Genomic DNA, 21,760 nt, shown 5'->3' with positions numbered 1-21,760 from the left:
TTCAAGGTATTTGTCATGGCCACTGCCGAAAACACCCAAGCTCAAGACAACACCCCGGACACCGGCAACCCGCGCAAACGCAAAGTGATGCTGCTGACGCTGGCCGTCGTGGTGATCCTCGCCGTCGCTGGCGTCTGGGCGTATCACGAATTCATCGGGCGCTTTAACGAAAGCACCGACGACGCCTACGTCAACGGCAACGTCGTTGAAATCACCCCGCTGGTGACAGGCACTGTGGTCAGCATTGGTGCTGACGATGGCGATCTGGTTCACGAAGGTCAGGTGCTGATCAACTTCGACCCCAACGACGCTGAAGTCGGCCTGCAAAGTGCTCAGGCGAAACTGGCGCGCACTGTGCGTCAGGTGCGTGGCTTGTACAGCAACGTCGATGGCATGAAAGCCCAGGTCAACGCGCAACAGGCCGAAGTGCAGAAGGCGCAGGACAACTACAACCGCCGCAAGAGTCTTGCCTCGGGCGGGGCGATTTCCCAGGAAGAACTGTCCCACGCTCGCGATGACCTGACCTCGGCACAAAACGCCCTGGCCAACGCTAAACAGCAACTGAAAACCACCAGCGCACTGGTCGACGACACCGTGGTTTCGTCGCATCCGGACGTGATGTCGGCCGCCGCCGATCTGCGTCAGGCCTATCTGACCAATGCCCGCAGCACCTTGATTGCACCGGTCACCGGTTACGTCGCCAAACGCACCGTGCAGCTCGGCCAGCGTGTGCAACCGGGCACCGCGCTGATGGCGGTGATCCCGCTCGATCAACTGTGGATCGACGCCAACTTCAAGGAAACCCAGTTGCGTGACATGCGCATCGGCCAGCCGGTAGATATCGAGTCCGACATCTACGGCAGCGACGTGAAATACAGCGGCACCATCGACAGTCTCGGCGCCGGCACCGGCAGCGCGTTTGCCCTGTTGCCTGCGCAGAACGCCACCGGTAACTGGATCAAGATCGTCCAGCGTGTGCCAGTACGCATTCATATCAACGCTGAAGAACTGGCCAAGCATCCGCTGCGCGTCGGTCTGTCGACCAACGTCGAGGTCAATCTGCACGACCAGAGCGGCCCGGTACTAGCCCAGCAGCCGCCGCAAAAAGCCTCGTTCAGCACCAACGTTTACGACCGCCAACTGGCCGAAGCCGATGCGATGATTGCGCGGCTGATCCACGACAACAGCGCCGCGGCCAGCAAAACCGCGCAACGCTGACATTCATCCTGTGGGGGGCAAGCCTCTGTGGTGAAAGGATTCATCTGGGAAGAAGGGATTCTTCTGTAGAGAAAAGATGCATCTGTGGCGAGGGGATTTATCCCCGATTGACTGCGAAGCAGGCCCGTCTTTTCAGGAGCAAAAGAGGGGCCGCTTCGCGACCCATCGGGGATAAATCCCCTCGCCACAAAAGCTCCCTCATCACAAAAGCGTGTTCCCACAAGCGCAGCTGCGTCTGTAACAGGCGCAGCGCCAATCAGGTTCCATAGGATTCACAATGAGCAATAACGCCTCTTTCACGCCGCCCAGCCTGTTGCTCAGCACCATCGGCCTGTCGCTGGCGACGTTCATGCAAGTGCTCGACACCACCATTGCCAACGTGGCGCTGCCGACGATTTCCGGCAACCTAGGTGTGAGTTCGGAGCAGGGCACTTGGGTGATCACCTCGTTCGCCGTGAGCAACGCGATTGCGCTGCCTCTGACCGGTTGGCTCAGCCGCCGGTTCGGCGAGGTGAAGCTGTTTCTCTGGGCGACCATTCTGTTTGTACTGGCGTCGTTCCTTTGCGGCATCTCGACGTCGATGCCGGAACTGATCGGTTTCCGTGTGCTGCAAGGTCTGGTCGCCGGGCCGCTGTACCCGATGACACAAACATTGTTGATCGCTGTTTATCCCCCCGCTAAACGGGGGATGGCGCTCGCGTTACTGGCGATGGTCACGGTGGTTGCGCCGATTGCCGGGCCGATCCTCGGTGGCTGGATTACCGACAGTTATAGCTGGCCGTGGATCTTCTTCATCAACGTGCCGATCGGCATCTTTGCGGTGATGGTGGTGCGTTCGCAACTGGCCAAGCGTCCGGTGGTGACCAGTCGCCAGCCGATGGATTACGTCGGGCTGATCTCGCTGATCATCGGTGTCGGTGCGTTGCAGGTGATCCTCGACAAGGGCAATGACCTGGACTGGTTCGAGTCGAACTTCATCATCATCGGCGCGGCGATATCGGTGGTTGCGCTAGCGGTGTTCGTGATCTGGGAAATGACCGACCAGCACCCGGTGGTCAATCTGCGCCTGTTCGCCCATCGCAACTTCCGCATCGGCACGATTGTGCTGGTGTTGGGTTACGCCGGGTTCTTCGGTATCAACCTGATCCTGCCGCAATGGCTGCAAACCCAGATGGGCTACACCGCGACCTGGGCCGGTCTGGCCGTGGCGCCGATCGGTATTCTGCCGGTGCTGCTGTCGCCGTTTGTCGGCAAGTACGCGAACAAGTTCGACCTGCGCCTGCTGGCCGGGCTGGCGTTTCTGGCGATTGGCCTGAGCTGCTTCATGCGCGCCGGGTTCACCAACGAGGTGGACTTCCAGCACATTGCGCTGGTGCAACTGTTCATGGGCATTGGCGTGGCGCTGTTCTTCATGCCGACGTTGAGCATCTTGATGTCGGACTTGCCGCCAAGCCAGATCGCTGACGGCGCAGGCCTTGCGACATTTTTGCGGACCTTGGGCGGCAGCTTCGCGGCGTCGCTGACCACATGGATCTGGATTCGCCGCGCGGATCAGCATCATGCGTACATGAGTGAAAGTATCAGCACTTTCGAGCCGGCGACTCGCGAGACCTTGAATTCATTGGGCGGGGCGAGTCAATCGGCGTATGCGCAGATGGATCAGATCCTGACCAGTCAGGCGTACATGCTCTCCACCGTGGATTACTTCACGCTGTTGGGGTGGGGGTTCATGGGGTTGATATTGATTGTGTGGCTGGCGAAGCCGCCGTTTGCTGCCAAGGCAGGGCCGGCTGCTTCCGGCCACTGAGGCAACACATAACCTGTGGGAGCGGGCTTGCCCGCGATGGCGGATTTTCAGTCAACAGAGATGTTGAATGTGATGGCCTCATCGCGGGCAAGCCCGCTCCCACAGGGATAGCAGTGATCCTTAGGCGCTCGGGGCGGGCAGGGCTGGAGGCGGGGCAAAGTCGAACGGCGCCAATGCATACCCGTTTTCATCCACCTGCAACGCCCAACCCTGACGATCCCAATCACCCAGCACTATCCGCTTCGCCGCTTGCTCACCGAGCTGCAACTTGTGGATCGCCGGACGATGGGTGTGGCCGTGAATCAGGGTCTTCACGCCATATTCCTGCATGATTCGCGGAATCTCTTCGGGCGTGACATCAACGATGTCATTGGCCTTCATCCGCGTCTGCGCGCGGCTCTCGCTACGCAGTTTGCGCGCCAGTTTATGGCGGGTGCGCAGTGGCAGGTGCCGCAGGACAAACAGCGTGACCGGGTTGCGCAGATAACGCCGCAGCTTCATATAGCCGACATCGCGGGTGCAGAGGCTGTCGCCGTGCATCAACAGCACCGGCTCGCCGTAAAACTGCACGACACTCGGATCCTTCAATAATGTGCAGCCGGCCTGTTTGCAAAAGGCCTTGCCGAGCATGAAGTCGCGATTGCCATGCATCAGAAATATTGCCGTGCCGCTGTCGCTCAAATCGCGCAGGGCCTGGCAGATGGAACGCTGGAAAGGTGTCATGGCATCGTCGCCAATCCACGCTTCGAAGAAGTCGCCCAGAATGTACAACGCACTCGCCGAGCGGGCGCGTCCGGCGAGCAAATCCAGAAACGCCCGGGTGATGTCCGGGCGCTCCTCTTCCAGATGCAAGTCTGAAATCAGCAATATCACGCTTCGATGATCTCGGCTTTCTCGATGATCACGTCGTCTGCTGGTACGTCCTGGTGGCCTGCCTTGGACGTGGTGGAAACGCCTTCGATCTTGTCGACAACGTCGAAGCCGGCAACCACTTTACCGAATACCGCGTAACCCCAACCCTGAGCGGTCTTGGCGGTGTGGTTGAGGAAGCCGTTGTCGGTGGCGTTGATGAAGAACTGCGCCGATGCCGAATGCGGGTCCATGGTGCGAGCCATGGCCAGGGTGTACTTCTCGTTCTTCAGACCGTTGTCAGCTTCGTTCTGAATGCTTGGGCTCTTGTCTTTCTTTTCCTTCATGCCAGGCTCGAAACCGCCGCCCTGGATCATGAAGCCCTTGATCACACGGTGGAACACGACGTTCTCGTAGTGACCTTTTTTAACGTATTCGATGAAGTTGGCCGCGGTGATCGGGGCTTTTTCATCGTTCAGCTCGATGACGATGTCACCGAAGTTAGTGGTCAGTTTTACTTGAGTCATGATCGCTACTCTTTATAAGGAATTCGTGGGTAGGGGCCCATTTACACCCCTTACCGGTTCAGCCCTTGAAGGCCAAGGTGCGCAGTTTAGCGTGACAGGCGCGAATTTCGAGGCAGTTTTTCATTTCCGTGCGATTAAATGCACGCCTTTATAGGGCCTGCTCTGTCAGGCCCTTGACGGCATCGGCTATGATAGCGGCTTTGTTTTGTCTGGCCCCTCTTCTGCGGCCGCGCACATGTAAGTCAAGGATCCTATGAGCAAGCCCACTGTCGACCCTACCTCGAATGCCAAGTCCGGCCCTGCCGTGCCGGTCAACTTCCTGCGGCCGATCATCCAGGCAGACCTGGACTCGGGCAAGCACACCAAGATCATCACCCGTTTCCCGCCTGAGCCCAACGGCTACCTGCACATCGGCCACGCCAAGTCGATCTGCGTGAACTTCGGTCTGGCCCAGGAGTTCGGCGGCGTCACGCACCTGCGTTTCGATGACACCAACCCGGCCAAGGAAGATCAGGAATACATCGACGCGATCGAAAGCGACGTCAAATGGCTGGGCTTTGAATGGTCCGGCGAAGTGCGCTACGCCTCGCAGTATTTCGACCAGTTGCACGACTGGGCCGTCGAGCTGATCAAGGCCGGCAAAGCCTACGTCGACGACCTGACGCCTGAGCAAGCCAAGGAATACCGCGGCAGCCTGACCGAGCCGGGCAAGAACAGCCCGTTCCGTGACCGTTCGGTTGAAGAGAACCTCGACTGGTTCGCCCGCATGCGCGCCGGTGAGTTCCCGGACGGCGCCCGCGTGCTGCGTGCCAAGATCGACATGGCCTCGCCGAACATGAACCTGCGCGACCCGATCATGTACCGCATCCGCCACGCCCATCACCATCAGACCGGTGACAAGTGGTGCATCTACCCGAACTACGACTTCACCCACGGTCAGTCGGACGCCATCGAAGGCATCACCCACTCGATCTGCACCCTGGAATTCGAAAGCCATCGTCCGCTGTACGAGTGGTTCCTCGATGCGCTGCCAGTGCCGGCGCACCCGCGTCAGTACGAGTTCAGCCGCCTGAACCTCAACTACACCATCACCAGCAAGCGCAAGCTCAAGCAACTGGTCGATGAAAAGCACGTCAATGGCTGGGACGATCCGCGCATGTCCACGCTGTCGGGCTTCCGTCGTCGTGGCTACACGCCGAAATCGATCCGCAACTTCTGCGAAATGATCGGCACCAACCGTTCCGACGGCGTGGTCGACTTCGGCATGCTCGAATTCAGCATCCGTGACGACCTCGACCACAGCGCCCCGCGTGCCATGTGCGTGCTGCGTCCGCTGAAAGTCGTGATCACCAACTACCCGGAAGGGCAGGTCGAGAACCTCGAACTGCCGCGCCATCCGAAAGAAGACATGGGCGTGCGCGCTCTGCCGTTCGCCCGGGAAATCTACATCGACCGTGAAGACTTCATGGAAGAGCCGCCGAAGGGCTACAAGCGTCTGGAATCGGGCGGCGAAGTGCGTCTGCGCGGCAGCTACGTGATCCGCGCCGACGAAGCGATCAAGGACGCCGATGGCAACATCGTCGAACTGCGTTGCTCCTACGATCCGGAAACCCTGGGCAAGAACCCGGAAGGCCGCAAGGTCAAAGGCGTGATCCACTGGGTGCCGGCCGCCGCCAGCATCGAGTGCGAAGTGCGTCTGTACGATCGTCTGTTCCGTTCGGCCAACCCGGAGAAGGCCGAAGACAGCGCCAGTTTCCTCGACAACATCAACCCTGATTCGCTGCAAGTGCTGACCGGTTGTCGTGCTGAGCCATCGCTTGGCAATGCACAGCCGGAAGACCGTTTCCAGTTCGAGCGCGAAGGTTACTTCGTTGCCGATATCAAGGACTCGAAACCAGGTCAGCCGGTATTCAACCGTACCGTGACCCTGCGTGATTCGTGGGGCCAGTGATTTAGCGTCAAGGAAACCAACGTGCTTACGATTTACAACACGCTCACCAAGAGCAAAGAAGTCTTCAAGCCGCTCGATGGCAACAAGGTGCGCATGTACGTCTGCGGGATGACCGTGTATGACTACTGCCACCTGGGCCACGGTCGCAGCATGGTCGCGTTCGACCTGGTGACCCGCTGGTTGCGGTTCAGCGGTTACGACCTGACTTACGTGCGCAACATCACCGACATCGACGACAAGATCATCAATCGTGCCAACGAGAACGGCGAGTCGTTCGAAGCGTTGACCGAGCGCATGATCGCCGCGATGCATGAAGACGAAGCGCGCCTGAACATCAAGAAGCCGGACATGGAACCGCGCGCCACGGATCACATTCCGGGCATGCACGCGATGATCCAGACCCTGATCGACAAGGGCTACGCCTACGCCCCGGGCAATGGCGACGTGTACTACCGCGTCGGCAAGTTCATGGGCTACGGCAAGCTGTCGCGCAAGAAGATCGAAGACCTGCGCATCGGGGCGCGGATCGAGGTCGACGAAGCCAAGGAAGATCCGCTGGACTTCGTGCTGTGGAAAGGCGTCAAGCCGGGCGAGCCAAGCTGGGCATCGCCGTGGGGTGACGGTCGTCCGGGCTGGCACATCGAATGCTCGGTGATGTCGACCTGCTGCCTCGGTGAAACTTTCGATATTCATGGCGGCGGCAGCGACCTGGAGTTCCCGCATCACGAAAACGAAATCGCCCAGAGCGAGGCGGCCACCGGCAAGACCTACGCCAACGCGTGGATGCATTGCGGCATGATTCGCATCAATGGCGAGAAGATGTCCAAGTCCTTGAACAACTTCTTCACCATTCGCGACGTGCTGGAAAAGTACCACCCGGAAGTCGTGCGTTACCTGCTGGTATCGAGCCACTACCGCAGCGCGATCAACTACTCGGAAGACAACCTCAAGGACGCCAAAAGCGCACTCGAGCGTTTCTACCACGCGTTGAAAGGCCTGCCGAACGTGGCGCCTGCCGGCGGCGAAGCATTTGTCGAACGTTTCACCACGGTGATGAACGACGACTTCGGCACGCCGGAAGCCTGCGCGGTGCTGTTCGAGATGGTGCGTGAGATCAACCGTCTGCGTGAGAGCGATCTTGATGCAGCGGCAGGTCTGGCTGCACGTTTGAAAGAACTGGCGAGCGTGCTGGGTGTGTTGCAGCTCGAAGCCGATGACTTCCTGCAGGCCGGCGCCGAAGGGCGTGTTGACGCGGCTGAAGTCGACGCGCTGATTGCTGCGCGTCTGGCGGCACGGGCCGGTAAGGATTGGGCTGAGTCCGACCGTATTCGTGACCAGCTCACTGCGATGGGAGTTGTGTTGGAAGACGGTAAGGGTGGGACTACCTGGCGTCTGGCTGACTGATTGCCGTACCTGATACAAACAAAACCCGCCTTGTGCGGGTTTTTGTTTTTTAAAATCAAAAGATCGCAGCCTTCGGCAGCTCCTACATCGAGCGCGATCCTGTAGGAGCTGCCGAAGGCTGCGATCTTTTGATCTGTGCCTCCAACCCTCGACCTGTCACGAAGAAGAGCCCCTCACTAACCCTCTCCCTCCGGGAGAGCGTTAGTGAGGGGGTTGCTTTTGCTCTACGCGTAGGTCTTGATATCTGACTCCGCCAACATGGGCGGCGCTTGCAGCAGGATGCTGACCAGCGACGAATAAATGGAGGAATCATGGCCAATCACTATCGCGAACTGTTCACCACCCCCGGCGCCACCGGGTTAGTGCTCGCGAGCTCTATTGCCCGACTGCCACAAGCAATGATCGGCATCGGCATCATCACCATGCTGGTCCAGCAAACCGGTGTCTACTGGTTGGCCGGCGCCGTCGCCGGTACGTTCACCTTGGCCAATGCGCTGCTCGGCCCGGTTATTTCGAGACTCGTTGATCAGCGCGGCCAGAGTCGCGTGCTGCCCATCGTCACGGCTTTCAGCGTGGTCATGCTGCTGGCGCTGATCTTCGCAGTCTACATGAGGGCTCCTGCCGCCTTGTTTTTTGTTCTGGCGGCACTGGCGGGGACGATGCCCAGCATGCCGTCCATGATCAGGGCACGCTGGTCGCACTTGTTCCGTGGCAAGCCGCAGTTGCACACGGCGTTCTCTCTGGACACGGTCTTGACCGAACTCGCGTACATCATCGGCCCGCCACTGGCGATCGGTTTGAGCGTGAGCTTCTTCGCCGAAGCCGGGCCACTGGTGGCGGTCGGGCTGCTGGCCATCGGGGTGACGGCGTTTCTCCTGCAGCGCCAGACCGAACCGAAAGTGGTCTTGGGCAACAAGAACCACACCGGCTCCACCTTGTTGATTCCCGGCGTTCGTACCATCGTGCTGGCGCTGTTGGCGATGGGCGCCATTGGCGGTGCAATCGATGTCGCCGTCGTGGCTTTTGCCAATGATCAAGGCTGGCCCGCGTCTGCCACGTTCATGCTCGCCGCCTATGCGCTCGGCTCTCTGGTGGCGGGCCTTACGTTCGGTGCATTGCGGGTTTCCCTGCCGATCGAAAAACAGTTCTTTATCGGCATATTGGTCACGGCCGTCACCGGCGTACTGCCGGTTTTCGCAACAGATGTTTATGTCCTGTCAGCGATGCTGTTTATCGCGGGCATATCGTTTGCGCCCACCATGGTCGTGGTCATGAAGTTGGGGACGATCATCATCCCTGCGTCCAGGATGACAGAAGGGCTGACGTGGATGACCACTGGCATCAGCATTGGCGTAGCGCTTGGGGGCATGCTCGCGGGGCCGGTGATTGATGCTTATGGCGCGCGTGCGGGGTTCGGGGTGGCGATTGGTGCGGGGGTGATGATGATGGTGGTTGTGTTGATTGGGTTGCGTACGTTGGCTGCTGCTTCAACGACAAATATTGAGTCGGCGTATTCGTAATGCACACTGCTTTTATATAGCTTTCAAAGTCAAAAGATCGCAGCCTTCGGCAGCTCCTACAGTGGCATTGCGTACACCGTTTAGGAGCTGCCGCAGGCTGCGATCTTTTGATCTTCGCTGTTAACCGCCCAACTGCCGCAACCGCTTATAAAGCGTATTGCGACTAACCCCCAACCGCCGCGCCAGATGCGAAATATTCCCCCCAGCCGCCTTCAACTCCCGATTCAACGCTTCAACATCATTCAAATCCAACCCCAACGGCTGCGCGCTCTCAACCGGCTCCATCTCCAGATCAACAAAAAAATCATCCGGCAAATGCTCCAACCGCACCGGTTGCTCTTCAGCCATGGCCAGTGCCACCTGCATCACGCTACTGACCTGGCGCAGATTCCCCGGCCACGGATGCTTGTCGAACAACTCCAGCACCTCTGGACTCATACCCGCCCACTGCGTCGGCTCTCGATGCTGCTCCCAAAGCCGTTTAAATAGCGCTTGTTTATCACTGCGCTCGCGCAGCGGCGGCAGTTCCAGCGTCAGGCCACCAATGCGGTAATACAAATCCTCGCGAAACCGTCCCAGCTGCACTTGCTCGCGCAACGAACGGTTAGTCGCCGAGATAATCCGCAGATCCACCGGGAACAATTCACTGCTGCCCACCGGTTGCACGCAGCGCTCCTGCAACACCCGCAACAACCGCGCCTGAGTCGGCAGCGGCATGTCGCCGATTTCATCGAGGAACAACGTGCCTTTGTCAGCCTTGCGGATCAGGCCGATGCTGCCTTTCTGGTTGGCGCCCGTGAACGCGCCTTTCTCGTAACCAAACAGCTCGGATTCGACCAGTTCGGCGGGGATCGCCGCGCAGTTGACGGCGATAAATGCCTGTTTGCTGCGTGAGCTGGCCTGGTGCAGGGCTTTGACGAACACCTCTTTGCCGACGCCGGTTTCACCGTGAATCAGCAGGGGAATGTCTTTTTCCAAGAGTCGTTCTGCTTGCCGTACGGCTTTTTCCACGCGGCTGTCGCCGAAGTGCAGAGTGTTGAGACTGATCGTCGTTGAAACGACGGGTTTAGCTTCAGCTGTAAAAACCCGCGCCTGAATCGGTGCCTGTTTCGGCCGCTTCAACAGGCACTGAAAACGGTTGCGCCCCGAGGTCTGCAAGGCAAACGGCAGCCCGTCTGGCTGATTGATCAACTCCAGCAACGACACCTTGAACAGGCTTTCGACGCTCACTCGCGACAAACGCACGCCGAGCAGATTGTCCGCCCGGCGATTGGCCGATAGCACCTGGCCGCTCTCATCAAAGATCAACAACCCGGCCCACTGACTGTCGAGGTTGTTCAACCCGGTGTTAAAAGTCAGTTGAAAGTGCTGACCGTGGAACAGGTTGAGGATCAGCCGGTTCTCCACGGTCTGGCTCATCATCTTGACCATGCCCAGTGTGTGCGACGGCGGCAGATAGCTGTCGCTGGAGACGTCGAGCACCGCGATCACCTTGCGCTCGGCATCGAAAATCGGCGCGGCGGAACCGGTCATGAAGCGGTTGGCTTTAAGAAAGTGTTCATCGTGTTCGATATGCACGGCCTGCTCACAGGCCAGCGCCGTGCCGATGGCATTGGTGCCGCTGCAGCGCTCCATCCAGCTCGCCCCGGCCTGAAAACCCCGGACCAGATTCGGCTCGATGAAGCGTTGCGTGCCCCACGAGGTCAGCACCTGGCCCTGGTTGTCGGCGAGCATGATCAGGCAATTGGAATTGCTGAGGATGTTTTCGTAGTAGGGCAGCACTTCCTGATGGGTGGTCTGCACCAGTGAATGTTGGCTGTCGAGTAACCGCGCAATGCTGGCGGCGGGCAGTTGATCGAAAGCCGGGGTGCTCTGATGGTCAAGACCGAACGCGCGACAGCGTTGCCAGGAACTCTGGACGATCGCGTCGTGGGACAACGGCGGGGCAGGTGCGGCCATGGCGGTCAGCCTCTGAAACAACATTTTTATTATTGTTATGCGATCCCCTGTAGGAGCTGCCGAAGGCTGCGATCTTTTGACGTCGCTTGTTAAAAACAAGATCAAAAGATCGCAGCCTTCGGCAGCTCCTACAGGTGGCGATGTTGCGTTCGCAGGCAATTCCGTTTGCATTCGGGGATGCGCGAAGAGTGCATAGAGTGTTGTTCACAATTGTTCATTGTCAATCGTCCAACTGTTCAAATGTGTTCACCATTGAATGCCTCTTGGCGACGTTTTCAGCGATTTTCACGACAAATCAACAGCTTGCCGTTTTTGGCACGAAAGTCGCTCCAGTGCACAGGTCGCTTGACTCCAAAAATAAAAAAGGCCGAGCTATGTCACTCACCCTGGAGCACGTCAGCCGCACCGTCGAGGGCCAGATCTGGATCGACGATGCCTGCCTGAAATTCGAACCCGGTTCGTTCAACGTTTTGCTCGGTCGCACGCTGTCGGGCAAGACCAGCCTGATGCGGCTGATGGCCGGCCTCGACAAGCCAGACAGCGGCCGCGTGCTGATGAACGGTGTCGACGTCACGCAACGCCCGGTGCGCTTGCGCAACGTGTCGATGGTCTATCAGCAGTTCATCAATTACCCGACCATGACCGTATTCGAGAACATCGCCTCGCCACTGCGCCAGGCCGGCGTCTCAAAAGAGATCATCCACAGCCGGGTGCAGGAAACCGCGCGAATGCTGCGCATCGAGAAGTTCTTGCAGCGTTATCCGCTGGAGCTCTCGGGTGGTCAGCAACAACGCACTGCCATGGCGCGGGCGCTGGTCAAGGATGCCGAACTGATTCTGTTCGATGAGCCGCTGGTCAACCTCGACTACAAACTGCGCGAAGAACTGCGTCAGGAAATGCGCGAGCTGTTCAAGTTGCGCCACACCATTGCGATTTACGCCACCACCGAGCCCAACGAAGCGTTGGCGCTGGGCGGCACCACGACCATTCTTCACGAAGGCCGGGTGATTCAGAGCGGTCCTTCGACCGAGGTTTATCACCAGCCGCAAACGGTACTCGCCGCCGAATTGTTCTCCGAGCCTCCGATCAACCTGATGCCCGGCCGCATCGCCGGCAACGAAGTCAGTTTCGCCAATTTTGTGCACTTCCCGTTGAACGTCGATCTGCGTCCGGTGGGCGAGGGTGAGTTCCGCTTTGGCGTGCGCCCCAGCCACATCTCGCTGGTGCCGAGCAACGATGATGATCTGGAATTGGCGGTCACCGTCGAAGTCGCCGAGATCAGTGGTTCGGAAACCTTTCTGCATGTGCGCAACGAGCATTTCCTGCTGGTGCTGCACTTGCCGGGCGTTCACGAATACGACGTCGATGCGCCGATCCGCATCTATATCCCGACCCATAAACTGTTTGTTTTCGATGCGCAGGGCCGTCTGGTGCAAGCACCTGGCCGGCGTGTCGCGAGGGTTGCCTGATGGCCGAAATCCGCTTGCAACACCTTGCTCACAGCTACAGCAAAACCCCAGGTGGGCCGGAGGATTACGCGATCCGCGAGATGGATCACGTCTGGGAACAGGGCGGTGCCTATGCTCTGCTCGGGCCGTCGGGTTGCGGCAAGTCGACCTTGCTCAACATCATTTCCGGCCTGCTCAGTCCCTCCCAAGGGCATGTGCTGTTCGACGGCAAAGCGGTCAACGACCTGACGCCGGAGAAGCGCAACATTGCTCAGGTGTTCCAGTTTCCGGTGGTCTACGACACCATGACCGTGTTCGACAACCTCGCGTTTCCCCTGCGCAATCAGGGCATGGCCGAGGCGAAAGTGCACAGCAAGGTGCAGGAAATTGCCGAAGTGCTCGACCTGCAAAACCTGCTGAGCAAGAAGGCGCGCAACCTCACCGCTGACGAAAAACAGAAAGTCTCCATGGGCCGTGGTCTGGTGCGCGATGACGTCTCGGCGATCCTCTTCGATGAGCCGCTGACGGTGATCGACCCGCACCTGAAGTGGAAACTGCGGCGCAAGCTCAAACAGATCCATGAGCAGTTCAACATCACCATGGTCTACGTCACCCACGATCAACTGGAGGCCTCGACCTTCGCCGACAAGATCGCGGTGATGTACGGCGGCCAGATCGTCCAGTTCGGCACGCCACGGGAATTGTTCGAGCGGCCGAGCCACACCTTCGTCGGCTACTTCATCGGCAGCCCGGGTATGAATCTGATCGAAGTGCAACCGCAGCCCGGTGGCGTCGGTTTCGCCTCGACGCACCTGCCGTTGTCCGACGCCTTGCAGCGCCATATCGAACATGGCCAGTGGAAAAATCTGAAGGTCGGCATCCGTCCCGAGTTTATTCACGTGTGGGACGAGCCGTTTGATGACGCGATGCAGGCCAGGGTCGTACACGTCGAAGACCTCGGCACCTACAAGATCATGACCCTCGACCTCGACGGCGCACCGTTGAAAGTTCGCCTGGCGGAAGACAAACCGGTGCCGCAGGGCACGGCCTACATCAGTTTTCCGGCGCAGTGGCTGATGGTCTATGCCGACGAATTCCTCCTCGAAGCCGGCGAAAACAGCGAGGTGCAGCCATGAACAAGGTGCAGAACAACAAGGCTTGGTGGCTGGTGTTGCCGGTGTTTCTGCTGGTGGCGTTCAGTGCCGTTATCCCGATGATGACCGTGGTCAACTATTCGGTGCAGGACATCTTCGACCAGTCCAGCCGCTACTTCGTCGGCGCAGATTGGTACAAGCAAGTGCTGCTCGACCCGCGTCTGCATGACTCGCTGCTGCGCCAGTTCATCTACTCGGCGTGCGTGCTGTTGATCGAAATTCCACTGGGCATCGCTGTCGCCCTGACCATGCCGACCAAGGGCCGCTGGTCGTCGGTGGTGCTGATCATTCTGGCGATTCCGCTGCTGATCCCGTGGAACGTGGTCGGCACTATCTGGCAGATTTTCGGCCGTGCCGACATCGGTTTGCTCGGTTCCAGCCTCAATGCCATGGGGATCAGCTACAACTATGCGGCCAACACCATGGACGCCTGGGTGACGGTGCTGGTGATGGATGTCTGGCACTGGACTTCATTGGTGGCGCTGCTGTGTTTCTCCGGATTACGCGCGATTCCCGACGTGTACTACCAGGCTGCGCGAATCGACCGCGCTTCGGGATGGGCGGTGTTCAGGCACATTCAGTTGCCCAAGCTGAAAAGCGTGCTGTTGATCGCGGTGATGCTGCGTTTCATGGACAGCTTCATGATCTACACCGAACCGTTCGTGCTCACCGGCGGCGGGCCGGGTAACGCTACGACCTTCCTGAGTCAGACGTTGACGCAAATGGCTGTAGGCCAATTCGACCTGGGTCCGGCAGCGGCTTTCTCGCTGGTGTACTTCCTGATCATCCTGTTGGTGTCCTGGCTGTTCTACACCGCCATGACGCACTCCGACGCCAACCGCTGAGGCCCGGCCATGAGCAAGAGAAAGCTTATTCCGCTGCTGATCTACATCCTGTTCCTGCTGGTGCCGATCTACTGGCTGCTGAACATGTCCTTCAAGAGCAACACTGAAATCCTCGGTGGCCTGACGCTTTTCCCACAGGACTTCACGCTGGCGAACTACAAGGTGATCTTCACCGATCCGAGTTGGTACAACGGTTATCTCAACTCGCTGTACTACGTCAGCCTGAACACGGTGATCTCGCTGAGCGTGGCGTTGCCGGCGGCCTATGCGTTTTCGCGCTACCGTTTCCTGGGTGACAAGCACCTGTTCTTCTGGCTGCTGACCAACCGCATGGCGCCACCGGCGGTGTTTCTGTTGCCGTTCTTCCAGCTGTATTCGTCGATTGGTCTGTTCGACACGCACATCGCCGTGGCACTGGCGCACTGTCTGTTCAACGTACCGTTGGCGGTGTGGATTCTCGAAGGCTTCATGTCCGGCGTGCCGAAAGAAATCGACGAAACCGCCTACATTGATGGCTACAGTTTCCCCAAGTTCTTCGTGAAGATTTTCATCCCGCTGATCGGCTCCGGCATCGGCGTCACGGCGTTTTTCTGCTTCATGTTTTCCTGGGTCGAACTGCTGCTGGCGCGCACGTTGACGTCGGTAAACGCCAAGCCGATTGCGGCGGTGATGACCCGTACCGTTTCGGCTTCGGGTATCGATTGGGGCGTGCTGGCGGCGGCGGGGGTGTTGACCATTCTGCCGGGGATGCTGGTGATCTGGTTTGTTCGCAACCACGTGGCCAAGGGCTTTGCCCTCGGTCGAGTCTGAGGAGCTGATGATGGAATGGATGAGTTGGACCACCCCCACAGCGACATTCTTCATCGTCATCGGCCTGATTCTGGTGGGCATGACCACCTGGGAATTGCGTTCGCCGAGCATTTTGCGGCGAGGGTTTCTGCCGATTGCCACCACCCGTGGCGATCGCTTGTTTATCGGTCTTCTCGGCAGCGCCTACCTGCATTTGCTGGTAATCGGCGCCACCGACTGGAGCATCTGGGTCGCGTCCGCGTTGTCCCTGGTGTGGCTGTTGGCTGTGATGCGTTGGGGCTAGTCGAATTGATCGGCAATCGTGCTCCGAAATCCTAAACAGGAGGTCTCTATGTTCGACAAAAACAATAAGCTGCGACATAGCATTTCATTGGCAGCCATGCTGGCACTCAGCGGTTTGAGCGCATCTGCCTGGGCCGATGCTTACGAAGACGCTGCGAAAAAGTGGATCGGCAGCGAATTCAAACCGTCGACCCTGACGGCCGAACAGCAGCTTGAAGAATTGAAGTGGTTCATCAAGGCAGCCGAGCCGTTTCGTGGCATGAACATCAAGGTCGTTTCCGAGACCCTGACCACCCACGAATATGAGTCGAAAGTGCTGGCCAAGGCCTTCACTGAAATCACCGGGATCAAGCTCACCCACGACCTGCTGCAAGAAGGCGACGTGGTGGAAAAGATGCAGACGGTGATGCAGTCCGACAAGAATATTTATGACGGCTGGGTCAACGACTCGGACCTGATCGGTACGCACTTTCGCTACGGCAAGACCGAATCGATCACTGATCTGATGGCCAACGAAGGCAAGAATTTCACCTCGCCGACCCTCGACCTCAAGGACTTCATCGGCATCTCGTTCACCACCGCGCCGGACGGCAAGATCTATCAACTGCCCGACCAGCAATTCGCCAACCTGTACTGGTTCCGCGCCGACTGGTTCGAGCGTGCCGACCTCAAAGCCAAGTTCAAGGAAAAGTACGGCTACGAATTGGGTGTGCCGGTGAACTGGTCGGCCTATGAAGACATCGCCAAATTCTTCAGCGAAGACGTCAAGGAAATCGACGGCAAGCGCGTTTACGGACACATGGACTACGGCAAGAAAGACCCGTCGCTGGGCTGGCGTTTCACCGATGCCTGGTTCTCCATGGCCGGTGGCGGCGACAAGGGCTTGCCCAACGGTTTGCCGGTGGACGAGTGGGGGATTCGTGTCGAGGACTGCCATCCGGTCGGCTCCAGCGTGACCCGCGGCGGCGACACCAACGGCCCGGCGGCGGTGTTTGCCACCACCAAATATGTCGACTGGCTCAAGGCCTACGCGCCACCGGAAGCAGCGGGCATGACTTTCTCCGAGTCCGGCCCGGTGCCATCGCAGGGCAACATCGCCCAGCAGATCTTCTGGTACACCGCGTTCACCGCCGACATGACCAAACCCGGCCTGCCGGTGGTCAACGCCGACGGCACGCCGAAGTGGCGCATGGCGCCGTCGCCTAAAGGCCCGTATTGGGAAGAGGGCATGAAGCTCGGCTATCAGGATGTGGGCTCGTGGACGTTCATGAAATCCACGCCTGAGAAACAGAAACTCGCGGCGTGGCTGTACGCGCAGTTCGTGACCTCGAAAACGGTTTCGCTGAAGAAAACCATTGTCGGTCTGACACCGATTCGCGAGTCGGACATCAACTCGCAGGCCATGACCGATCTGGCGCCGAAACTCGGTGGTCTGGTCGAGTTCTATCGCAGCCCGGCCCGCGTGCAATGGTCGCCGACCGGCACCAACGTGCCCGACTATCCGCGTCTGGCACAACTGTGGTGGAGCCACATCGCCGAAGCGGCGAGCGGCGAGAAGACTCCGCAGCAGGCGCTTGATGGCTTGGCGAAAGATCAGGACGCGATCATGACGCGTCTGGAACGCTCCAAGGCCCAGGCCACCTGCGCACCGAAAATGAACCCGGAACGCGATGCTCAGTACTGGTTTGATCAACCGGGTGCGCCGAAACCGAAACTGGCTAACGAGAAGCCGAAGGGTGAGACCGTGAGTTATAACGAGCTGCTTAAATCGTGGGCGGATGCGCGTAAGTGATGGGGGAACTGTGAAAGGCAAACGGCACCGCAAGGTGCCGTTTTCTTTTGTGGCTGATCCACCGCCATCGCTGGCAAGCCAGCTCCCACAGGGATCTCGAGTGTTCCTGGATTTTGTGGGCACCACTGAACACTGTGGGAGCTGGCTTGCCAGCGATGGCGGACTTACATTCAACAATGATGTTGACTGACCCACCGCAATCGCCAGCAGGCTGGCTCCCACAGGTTTCGTTGGAATGTACAAAATCCGGTGTCACCGCAACTCACTGTGGGAGCTTGCCTGCAAGCGATGGGGCCGGTCGTGTCACTGCAGGGAAACCCAGTCGAAACACGGTCATCGCCCCCGGCAAACTCTTCACCTCGGCCACGCCCTGATGCAGGCTCATGATCGAGCGCACGATCGCCAGGCCCAACCCGGTGCTGCCCTGCGAGCGCGAGCGGCTGCTGTCTACGCGGTAGAAGCGATCAAACAGATGGGGCAGATGCTGCGCCTCGATCCCCGTACCGGGATTGCTCACCAGCAATGAGGTCTGCGCCGCAGCTTGTTCAATCATCAACGTCACGGTTTTGCCGGACGGACAATGGCGCAGCGCGTTGGACAGCAGATTCGATATCGCCCGCTGAATCATCAACCGATCCCCAAGAACCGAAGCACTGCCGACCACGTTCAAATGAATGTCCTTGTCCTGCGCCGACAACGAAAACATCTCAGCCACTTTCGCCGCCTCAACCTCCAGCGCAACCGGCTCAAACGGTGCCAGCGCCGACGGGTGGCTCACCTGCGCCAGAAACAGCATGTCCGAAACAATCCGCGCCACGCGCTCCAGTTCTTCGGTGCACGAGACCAGTACGTCCTTGTATTCCTCGGTGGTGCGTTCGCGCGACAGCGTCACCTGCGCCTTGCCCATCAGGTTATTGATCGGCGTGCGCAACTCATGGGCCAGATCATCCGAAAACTGCGACAACTGCTGCACCCCCGCATCCAGGCGATGCAGCATGAAGTTGATGCCCTGCGCCAGTTCGCTCAACTCTTGCGGCATGTTCACCACCGACAGCCGATGATCCAGATCCTGGGTCGAGACCATCGCCGCCACTTTGCGAAACTCGCGCATCGGCGCCAGCCCACGCTGCACCGCACCCCAGGCGCTCAGGCCGATGAAGATCAGCAGCAACGGCAAGGCAATCAGCGTCGAGCGCAGATAGGCACTGAGCAAGGCCTCATCGTGGGCGTTGTCCATCGACAGCAACACAGGTACGCGGGCGCCGCCCTTGAGGCTGATCAGCCTCGACGCGGTGAGGAATTTCGCGCCCTCGGCATCGGTGCTGCTGGAGTAGGTCAAATCGTCGGTGATCGCCCGCACAACCCTCAATTCAAGGCGCGAATCGGCCATGCCAGTGCCGGATTTGAGCAACGGCGTGCGCAAATTGTTGCGGTCGTAAATCGTCAGTGTGAGGTTGTCATGGCCCATGACCTGATCAAGCAGGATGTGCGGTTTAGCGCCGATTTCGCTAGTGTCGGCATACAACGAGAGGCTGTGTTCAACCTGTTCCATCTTCTTTTTCAGACTGTCTCGAGAGAGCGCATTGAGCTCATGGGTCAGGGCGAAATACGCGAGGATCGCCAGAAACACCACCAGCAGCGCGCCGAGAATACTCACCGTCAAACCCAGGCGCATCGACAGGCTGGCCGGCTTCATTCACGCGCCTCCAGCACATAGCCGACACCGCGCAGGGTGTGGATCAACTTATTGTCGAACGGCTCATCGATTTTGGCCCGCAACCGCCGGATCGACACCTCGACCACGTTGGTGTCGCAATCGAAATTCATGTCCCACACCAGCGAAATGATCTGCGTGCGGGTCAGCACTTCGCCGGACTGGCGCATCAACAGGTGCAGCAGGGCGAACTCCTTGGTGGTCAAGTCGATGCGCTGCTGGCCACGAAAGGCGCGGTGCCGCCCCGGATCAAGCTCCAGATCAGCGACTTTCAGCACCTGCGGCACCGGGATGTTTTCGCTGCGCCGCATCAATGTGCGCACTCGCGCCAGCAACTCGGGAAACTCGAACGGCTTGACCAGATAATCGTCCGCGCCCAGGTCGAGCCCGCGAATCTTGTCGGCCAGCCGCCCGCGCGCGGTGAGCATCATCACCCGTGTCGAATGGGTGCGGCGCAACTGCTCCAGCACGCCCCAGCCGTCGAGTTCCGGCAGGTTGACGTCGAGAATGATCAGGTCATAAACCTGTTGTTGCGCCAGATGCAAACCGTCCGCACCGGTGGTCGCGTGGTCAACAATATAGCCACTTTCGGTCAAACCCTGATGCAAGTATTCGGCAGCTTTAAGCTCGTCCTCGATCACAAGGATTCGCATGATCTATCACCACTTTTATTTAATGGATATTTAATTAAGGCGGCCCCTCACCCTAACCCTCTCCCGGAGGGAGAGAGGACTGAGCGCGGGATATTTCAGAACTACGCCGACGTGAGAAAACATTACTGAATCCATAATCGACTTGATGTAACAGGTCGATATATAACGCCAGACACTTCGGTCGGCTCCCTCTCCCACCGGGAGAGGGCTGGGGTGAGGGTAAGTCCGGACAATAAAGGTTGTAGTGGCTACAGGGTCAACCGCCAAGCGCTTTAAAACGGTGCTCTGCGACAGTCGGCCGCAGCACAAGCCACAAAATCCTTATGAGTTTGATTTCCGCAAGTGCTGCTCAGCAGATAACTAGCGCGCATTTGTTTCCATGTATTGCAATAACACCGCTAGCACTTCGCATCCTAAAACAAAACAACTTCGGCAAACCGTGGATAACGGATTTGTAATCTTCCAGTCACCTTGTCGATAAGTTCAAAACCCTACCGTGGCGGCATCAAAGATTCTTGATTAAAGGAAGTCTTCAATTGCCCGGTTTAACCGAACTGATGGCGCGAACACGCCTGAAAAAAATAGCCAGCGGCATTCTGTTGCTGGCCACTGCAAACCTTGCGCTCGCATCGTCCCTGACCCTGGAGCAGGCCCTGCAAACCGCGTTCGCTGGCAACCCCGATCTGGCCGCTGCCCAATGGGAAATCGGCATCGCCGAGGGTGATCGCCAACAGGCGGGCCTGATCCCCAATCCCGAAGTCTCGTGGGAGGCCGAAGACACCCGCCGCGATTCACGCACTACTACGGTGATGCTCAGCCAGCCGATCGAACTGGGCGGCAAACGCGGCGCGCGCATCGATGTGGCCAGCCGCGCCCAGGACGCTGCCGGCATTGAACTGGAGCGCAAGCGCAATGCCTTGCGCGCCGATGTGATTCAGGCGTTCAACAACGCCCAGACCGCACAGCAGCGCTTGCAGTTGTCGCGTCAATCCCTGCAACTGGCCGAGCATGGTTTGCGCGTGGCGCAGGGCCGTATCGAGGCGGGCAAATCCTCGCCGGTCGAGGGCACGCGGGCGCAGGTGCAGCTTTCCGAAGTACGCCTTGAACTGAGCCGCGCTGAACGCGATCAGGCCAACGCGTATCAGCAACTGGCGCAGGTCATGGGCGCACCGTTGCCAAACTCGATCAACGTACAAGCTGCTACGCAAAACCTCGTCACGGTGCCGCTACCCAGCCGGTTATTGGAGCGTCTGAACGAAACCGCCGAGCTGCGCCTGGCCAAATTGCAGATCGATCAGCGCGAAGCCTCGTTGGGGCTGGAGAAGTCCCAGCGCATTCCCGATCTCACCGTCAGCCTCGGCAGCCAGTACAGCGAAACTGAGCGCGAACGGGTCAATGTGGTCGGGCTGTCGATGCCGATTCCGCTGTTCAACCGCAATCAGGGCAACGTGCTGGCGGCTGCGCGACGCAGCGATCAGGCGCGGGATCTGCGCAACGCCACCGAACTGCGTTTGCGCACCGAAGTGCAGACCAGTCTTGAGCAATGGCAGACCGCCAACGGCGAAGTCACAGCGTTCAACCAAACCATCCTGCCCGCCGCGCAAAGTGCCGTCGACAGCGCCACTCGCGGTTTCGAAATGGGCAAGTTCGGCTTTCTCGACGTGCTCGATGCGCAACGCACCTTGATCAGTGCGCGTAGCCAATACATCCAGGCGGTCAGCGAAGCCACCGACGCCCGCGTACGCATCGAACGGATTTTCGGCGAGCTCGCCGTCAGCCCTTGAATTTCATCTTTTTCAACACTGCGCGATGGCACGGCGCAGAGGA

17 protein-coding genes are annotated in these 21,760 nt (G+C 58.9%); 12 read left to right on the top strand and 5 right to left on the bottom strand.

Features of this window, described 5'->3' with window-relative positions:
- Positions 1-15 precede the first annotated feature (15 nt).
- Positions 16-1,218 carry an HlyD family secretion protein gene (locus ACA061_RS16640; RefSeq protein WP_497299649.1) on the top strand — a complete coding sequence of 401 codons (1,203 nt, stop codon included), beginning with the start codon at positions 16-18 and terminating at the stop codon, positions 1,216-1,218.
- A gap of 277 nt (positions 1,219-1,495) precedes the next feature.
- A complete protein-coding gene (locus tag ACA061_RS16635; protein WP_150605364.1) occupies positions 1,496-3,025 on the top strand; it encodes a DHA2 family efflux MFS transporter permease subunit in 1,530 nt (509 codons plus the stop codon).
- A 120-nt stretch (positions 3,026-3,145) separates the two neighbouring features.
- On the opposite strand, the gene lpxH is transcribed toward ACA061_RS16635, so the two are convergent.
- Both lpxH and ACA061_RS16625 read right to left on the bottom strand, forming a co-directional pair.
- Positions 3,146-3,898 carry a UDP-2,3-diacylglucosamine diphosphatase gene (gene lpxH, locus ACA061_RS16630; RefSeq protein ID WP_497299648.1) on the bottom strand — a complete coding sequence of 251 codons (753 nt, stop codon included), beginning with the start codon at positions 3,896-3,898 and terminating at the stop codon, positions 3,146-3,148.
- Positions 3,895-4,401 carry a peptidylprolyl isomerase gene (locus tag ACA061_RS16625; RefSeq protein ID WP_150605366.1) on the bottom strand — a complete coding sequence of 169 codons (507 nt, stop codon included), beginning with the start codon at positions 4,399-4,401 and terminating at the stop codon, positions 3,895-3,897. Before ACA061_RS16625 ends, lpxH begins: the two co-directional genes overlap by 4 nt.
- Before the next feature lie 253 nt (positions 4,402-4,654).
- On the opposite strand from ACA061_RS16625, the gene ACA061_RS16620 reads away from it, so the two are divergent.
- The 3 genes from ACA061_RS16620 to ACA061_RS16610 all read left to right on the top strand — a co-directional run bounded on the left by ACA061_RS16620 (position 4,655) and on the right by ACA061_RS16610 (position 9,276).
- Positions 4,655-6,352 (top strand): glutamine--tRNA ligase/YqeY domain fusion protein, encoded by a 1,698-nt coding sequence (locus ACA061_RS16620; RefSeq protein WP_042559898.1) that lies wholly within the window; start codon positions 4,655-4,657, stop codon positions 6,350-6,352.
- Between the two features lie 21 nt (positions 6,353-6,373).
- Complete coding sequence (gene cysS, locus ACA061_RS16615) at positions 6,374-7,756, top strand: cysteine--tRNA ligase (protein WP_042559897.1); 1,383 nt, start codon at positions 6,374-6,376, stop codon at positions 7,754-7,756.
- A gap of 311 nt (positions 7,757-8,067) precedes the next feature.
- Complete coding sequence (locus ACA061_RS16610; protein ID WP_497299647.1) at positions 8,068-9,276, top strand: MFS transporter; 1,209 nt, start codon at positions 8,068-8,070, stop codon at positions 9,274-9,276.
- A 120-nt stretch (positions 9,277-9,396) separates the two neighbouring features.
- Here the strand turns inward: ACA061_RS16610 and ACA061_RS16605 are convergent, their stop codons facing one another.
- Entirely contained in the window at positions 9,397-11,235 is a 1,839-nt protein-coding gene (locus ACA061_RS16605) for a sigma-54-dependent Fis family transcriptional regulator (protein ID WP_497299646.1), read from the bottom strand.
- A gap of 374 nt (positions 11,236-11,609) precedes the next feature.
- On the opposite strand from ACA061_RS16605, the gene ACA061_RS16600 reads away from it, so the two are divergent.
- Genes ACA061_RS16600 through ACA061_RS16575 form a run of 6 tightly spaced genes read left to right on the top strand, consistent with a single transcriptional unit; the run spans position 11,610 to position 17,566 of the window.
- Positions 11,610-12,704 carry an ABC transporter ATP-binding protein gene (locus ACA061_RS16600; protein WP_042559894.1) on the top strand — a complete coding sequence of 365 codons (1,095 nt, stop codon included), beginning with the start codon at positions 11,610-11,612 and terminating at the stop codon, positions 12,702-12,704.
- Positions 12,704-13,819 (top strand): ABC transporter ATP-binding protein, encoded by a 1,116-nt coding sequence (locus tag ACA061_RS16595; protein ID WP_497299645.1) that lies wholly within the window; start codon positions 12,704-12,706, stop codon positions 13,817-13,819. Before ACA061_RS16600 ends, ACA061_RS16595 begins: the two co-directional genes overlap by 1 nt.
- A complete protein-coding gene (locus ACA061_RS16590) occupies positions 13,816-14,682 on the top strand; it encodes a carbohydrate ABC transporter permease (RefSeq protein ID WP_042559892.1) in 867 nt (288 codons plus the stop codon). Before ACA061_RS16595 ends, ACA061_RS16590 begins: the two co-directional genes overlap by 4 nt.
- Before the next feature lie 9 nt (positions 14,683-14,691).
- Positions 14,692-15,492 (top strand): carbohydrate ABC transporter permease, encoded by an 801-nt coding sequence (locus tag ACA061_RS16585; RefSeq protein ID WP_150615212.1) that lies wholly within the window; start codon positions 14,692-14,694, stop codon positions 15,490-15,492.
- 10 nt (positions 15,493-15,502) lie between these two features.
- Positions 15,503-15,775: a DUF2160 domain-containing protein gene (locus tag ACA061_RS16580; protein ID WP_042559891.1), complete on the top strand. Its 273-nt coding sequence runs from the start codon at positions 15,503-15,505 to the stop codon at positions 15,773-15,775.
- Between the two features lie 48 nt (positions 15,776-15,823).
- Entirely contained in the window at positions 15,824-17,566 is a 1,743-nt protein-coding gene (locus ACA061_RS16575; RefSeq protein WP_042559890.1) for an ABC transporter substrate-binding protein, read from the top strand.
- A 262-nt stretch (positions 17,567-17,828) separates the two neighbouring features.
- Here ACA061_RS16575 and ACA061_RS16570 read toward each other — a convergent pair whose 3' ends face one another.
- Complete coding sequence (locus tag ACA061_RS16570; RefSeq protein ID WP_210553076.1) at positions 17,829-19,262, bottom strand: heavy metal sensor histidine kinase; 1,434 nt, start codon at positions 19,260-19,262, stop codon at positions 17,829-17,831.
- A complete protein-coding gene (locus ACA061_RS16565; RefSeq protein ID WP_150604162.1) occupies positions 19,259-19,933 on the bottom strand; it encodes a heavy metal response regulator transcription factor in 675 nt (224 codons plus the stop codon). Before ACA061_RS16565 ends, ACA061_RS16570 begins: the two co-directional genes overlap by 4 nt.
- A 536-nt stretch (positions 19,934-20,469) precedes the next feature.
- On the opposite strand from ACA061_RS16565, the gene ACA061_RS16560 reads away from it, so the two are divergent.
- A complete protein-coding gene (locus ACA061_RS16560; RefSeq protein WP_497299644.1) occupies positions 20,470-21,717 on the top strand; it encodes a TolC family protein in 1,248 nt (415 codons plus the stop codon).
- Positions 21,718-21,760: the final 43 nt, after the last annotated feature.

It is taken from the genome of Pseudomonas sp. LBUM1668 (genome assembly GCF_059695715.1).
The sequence above is the reverse complement of the archived record's forward strand: the minus strand, read 5'-3'. Positions and strand labels throughout refer to the sequence as shown.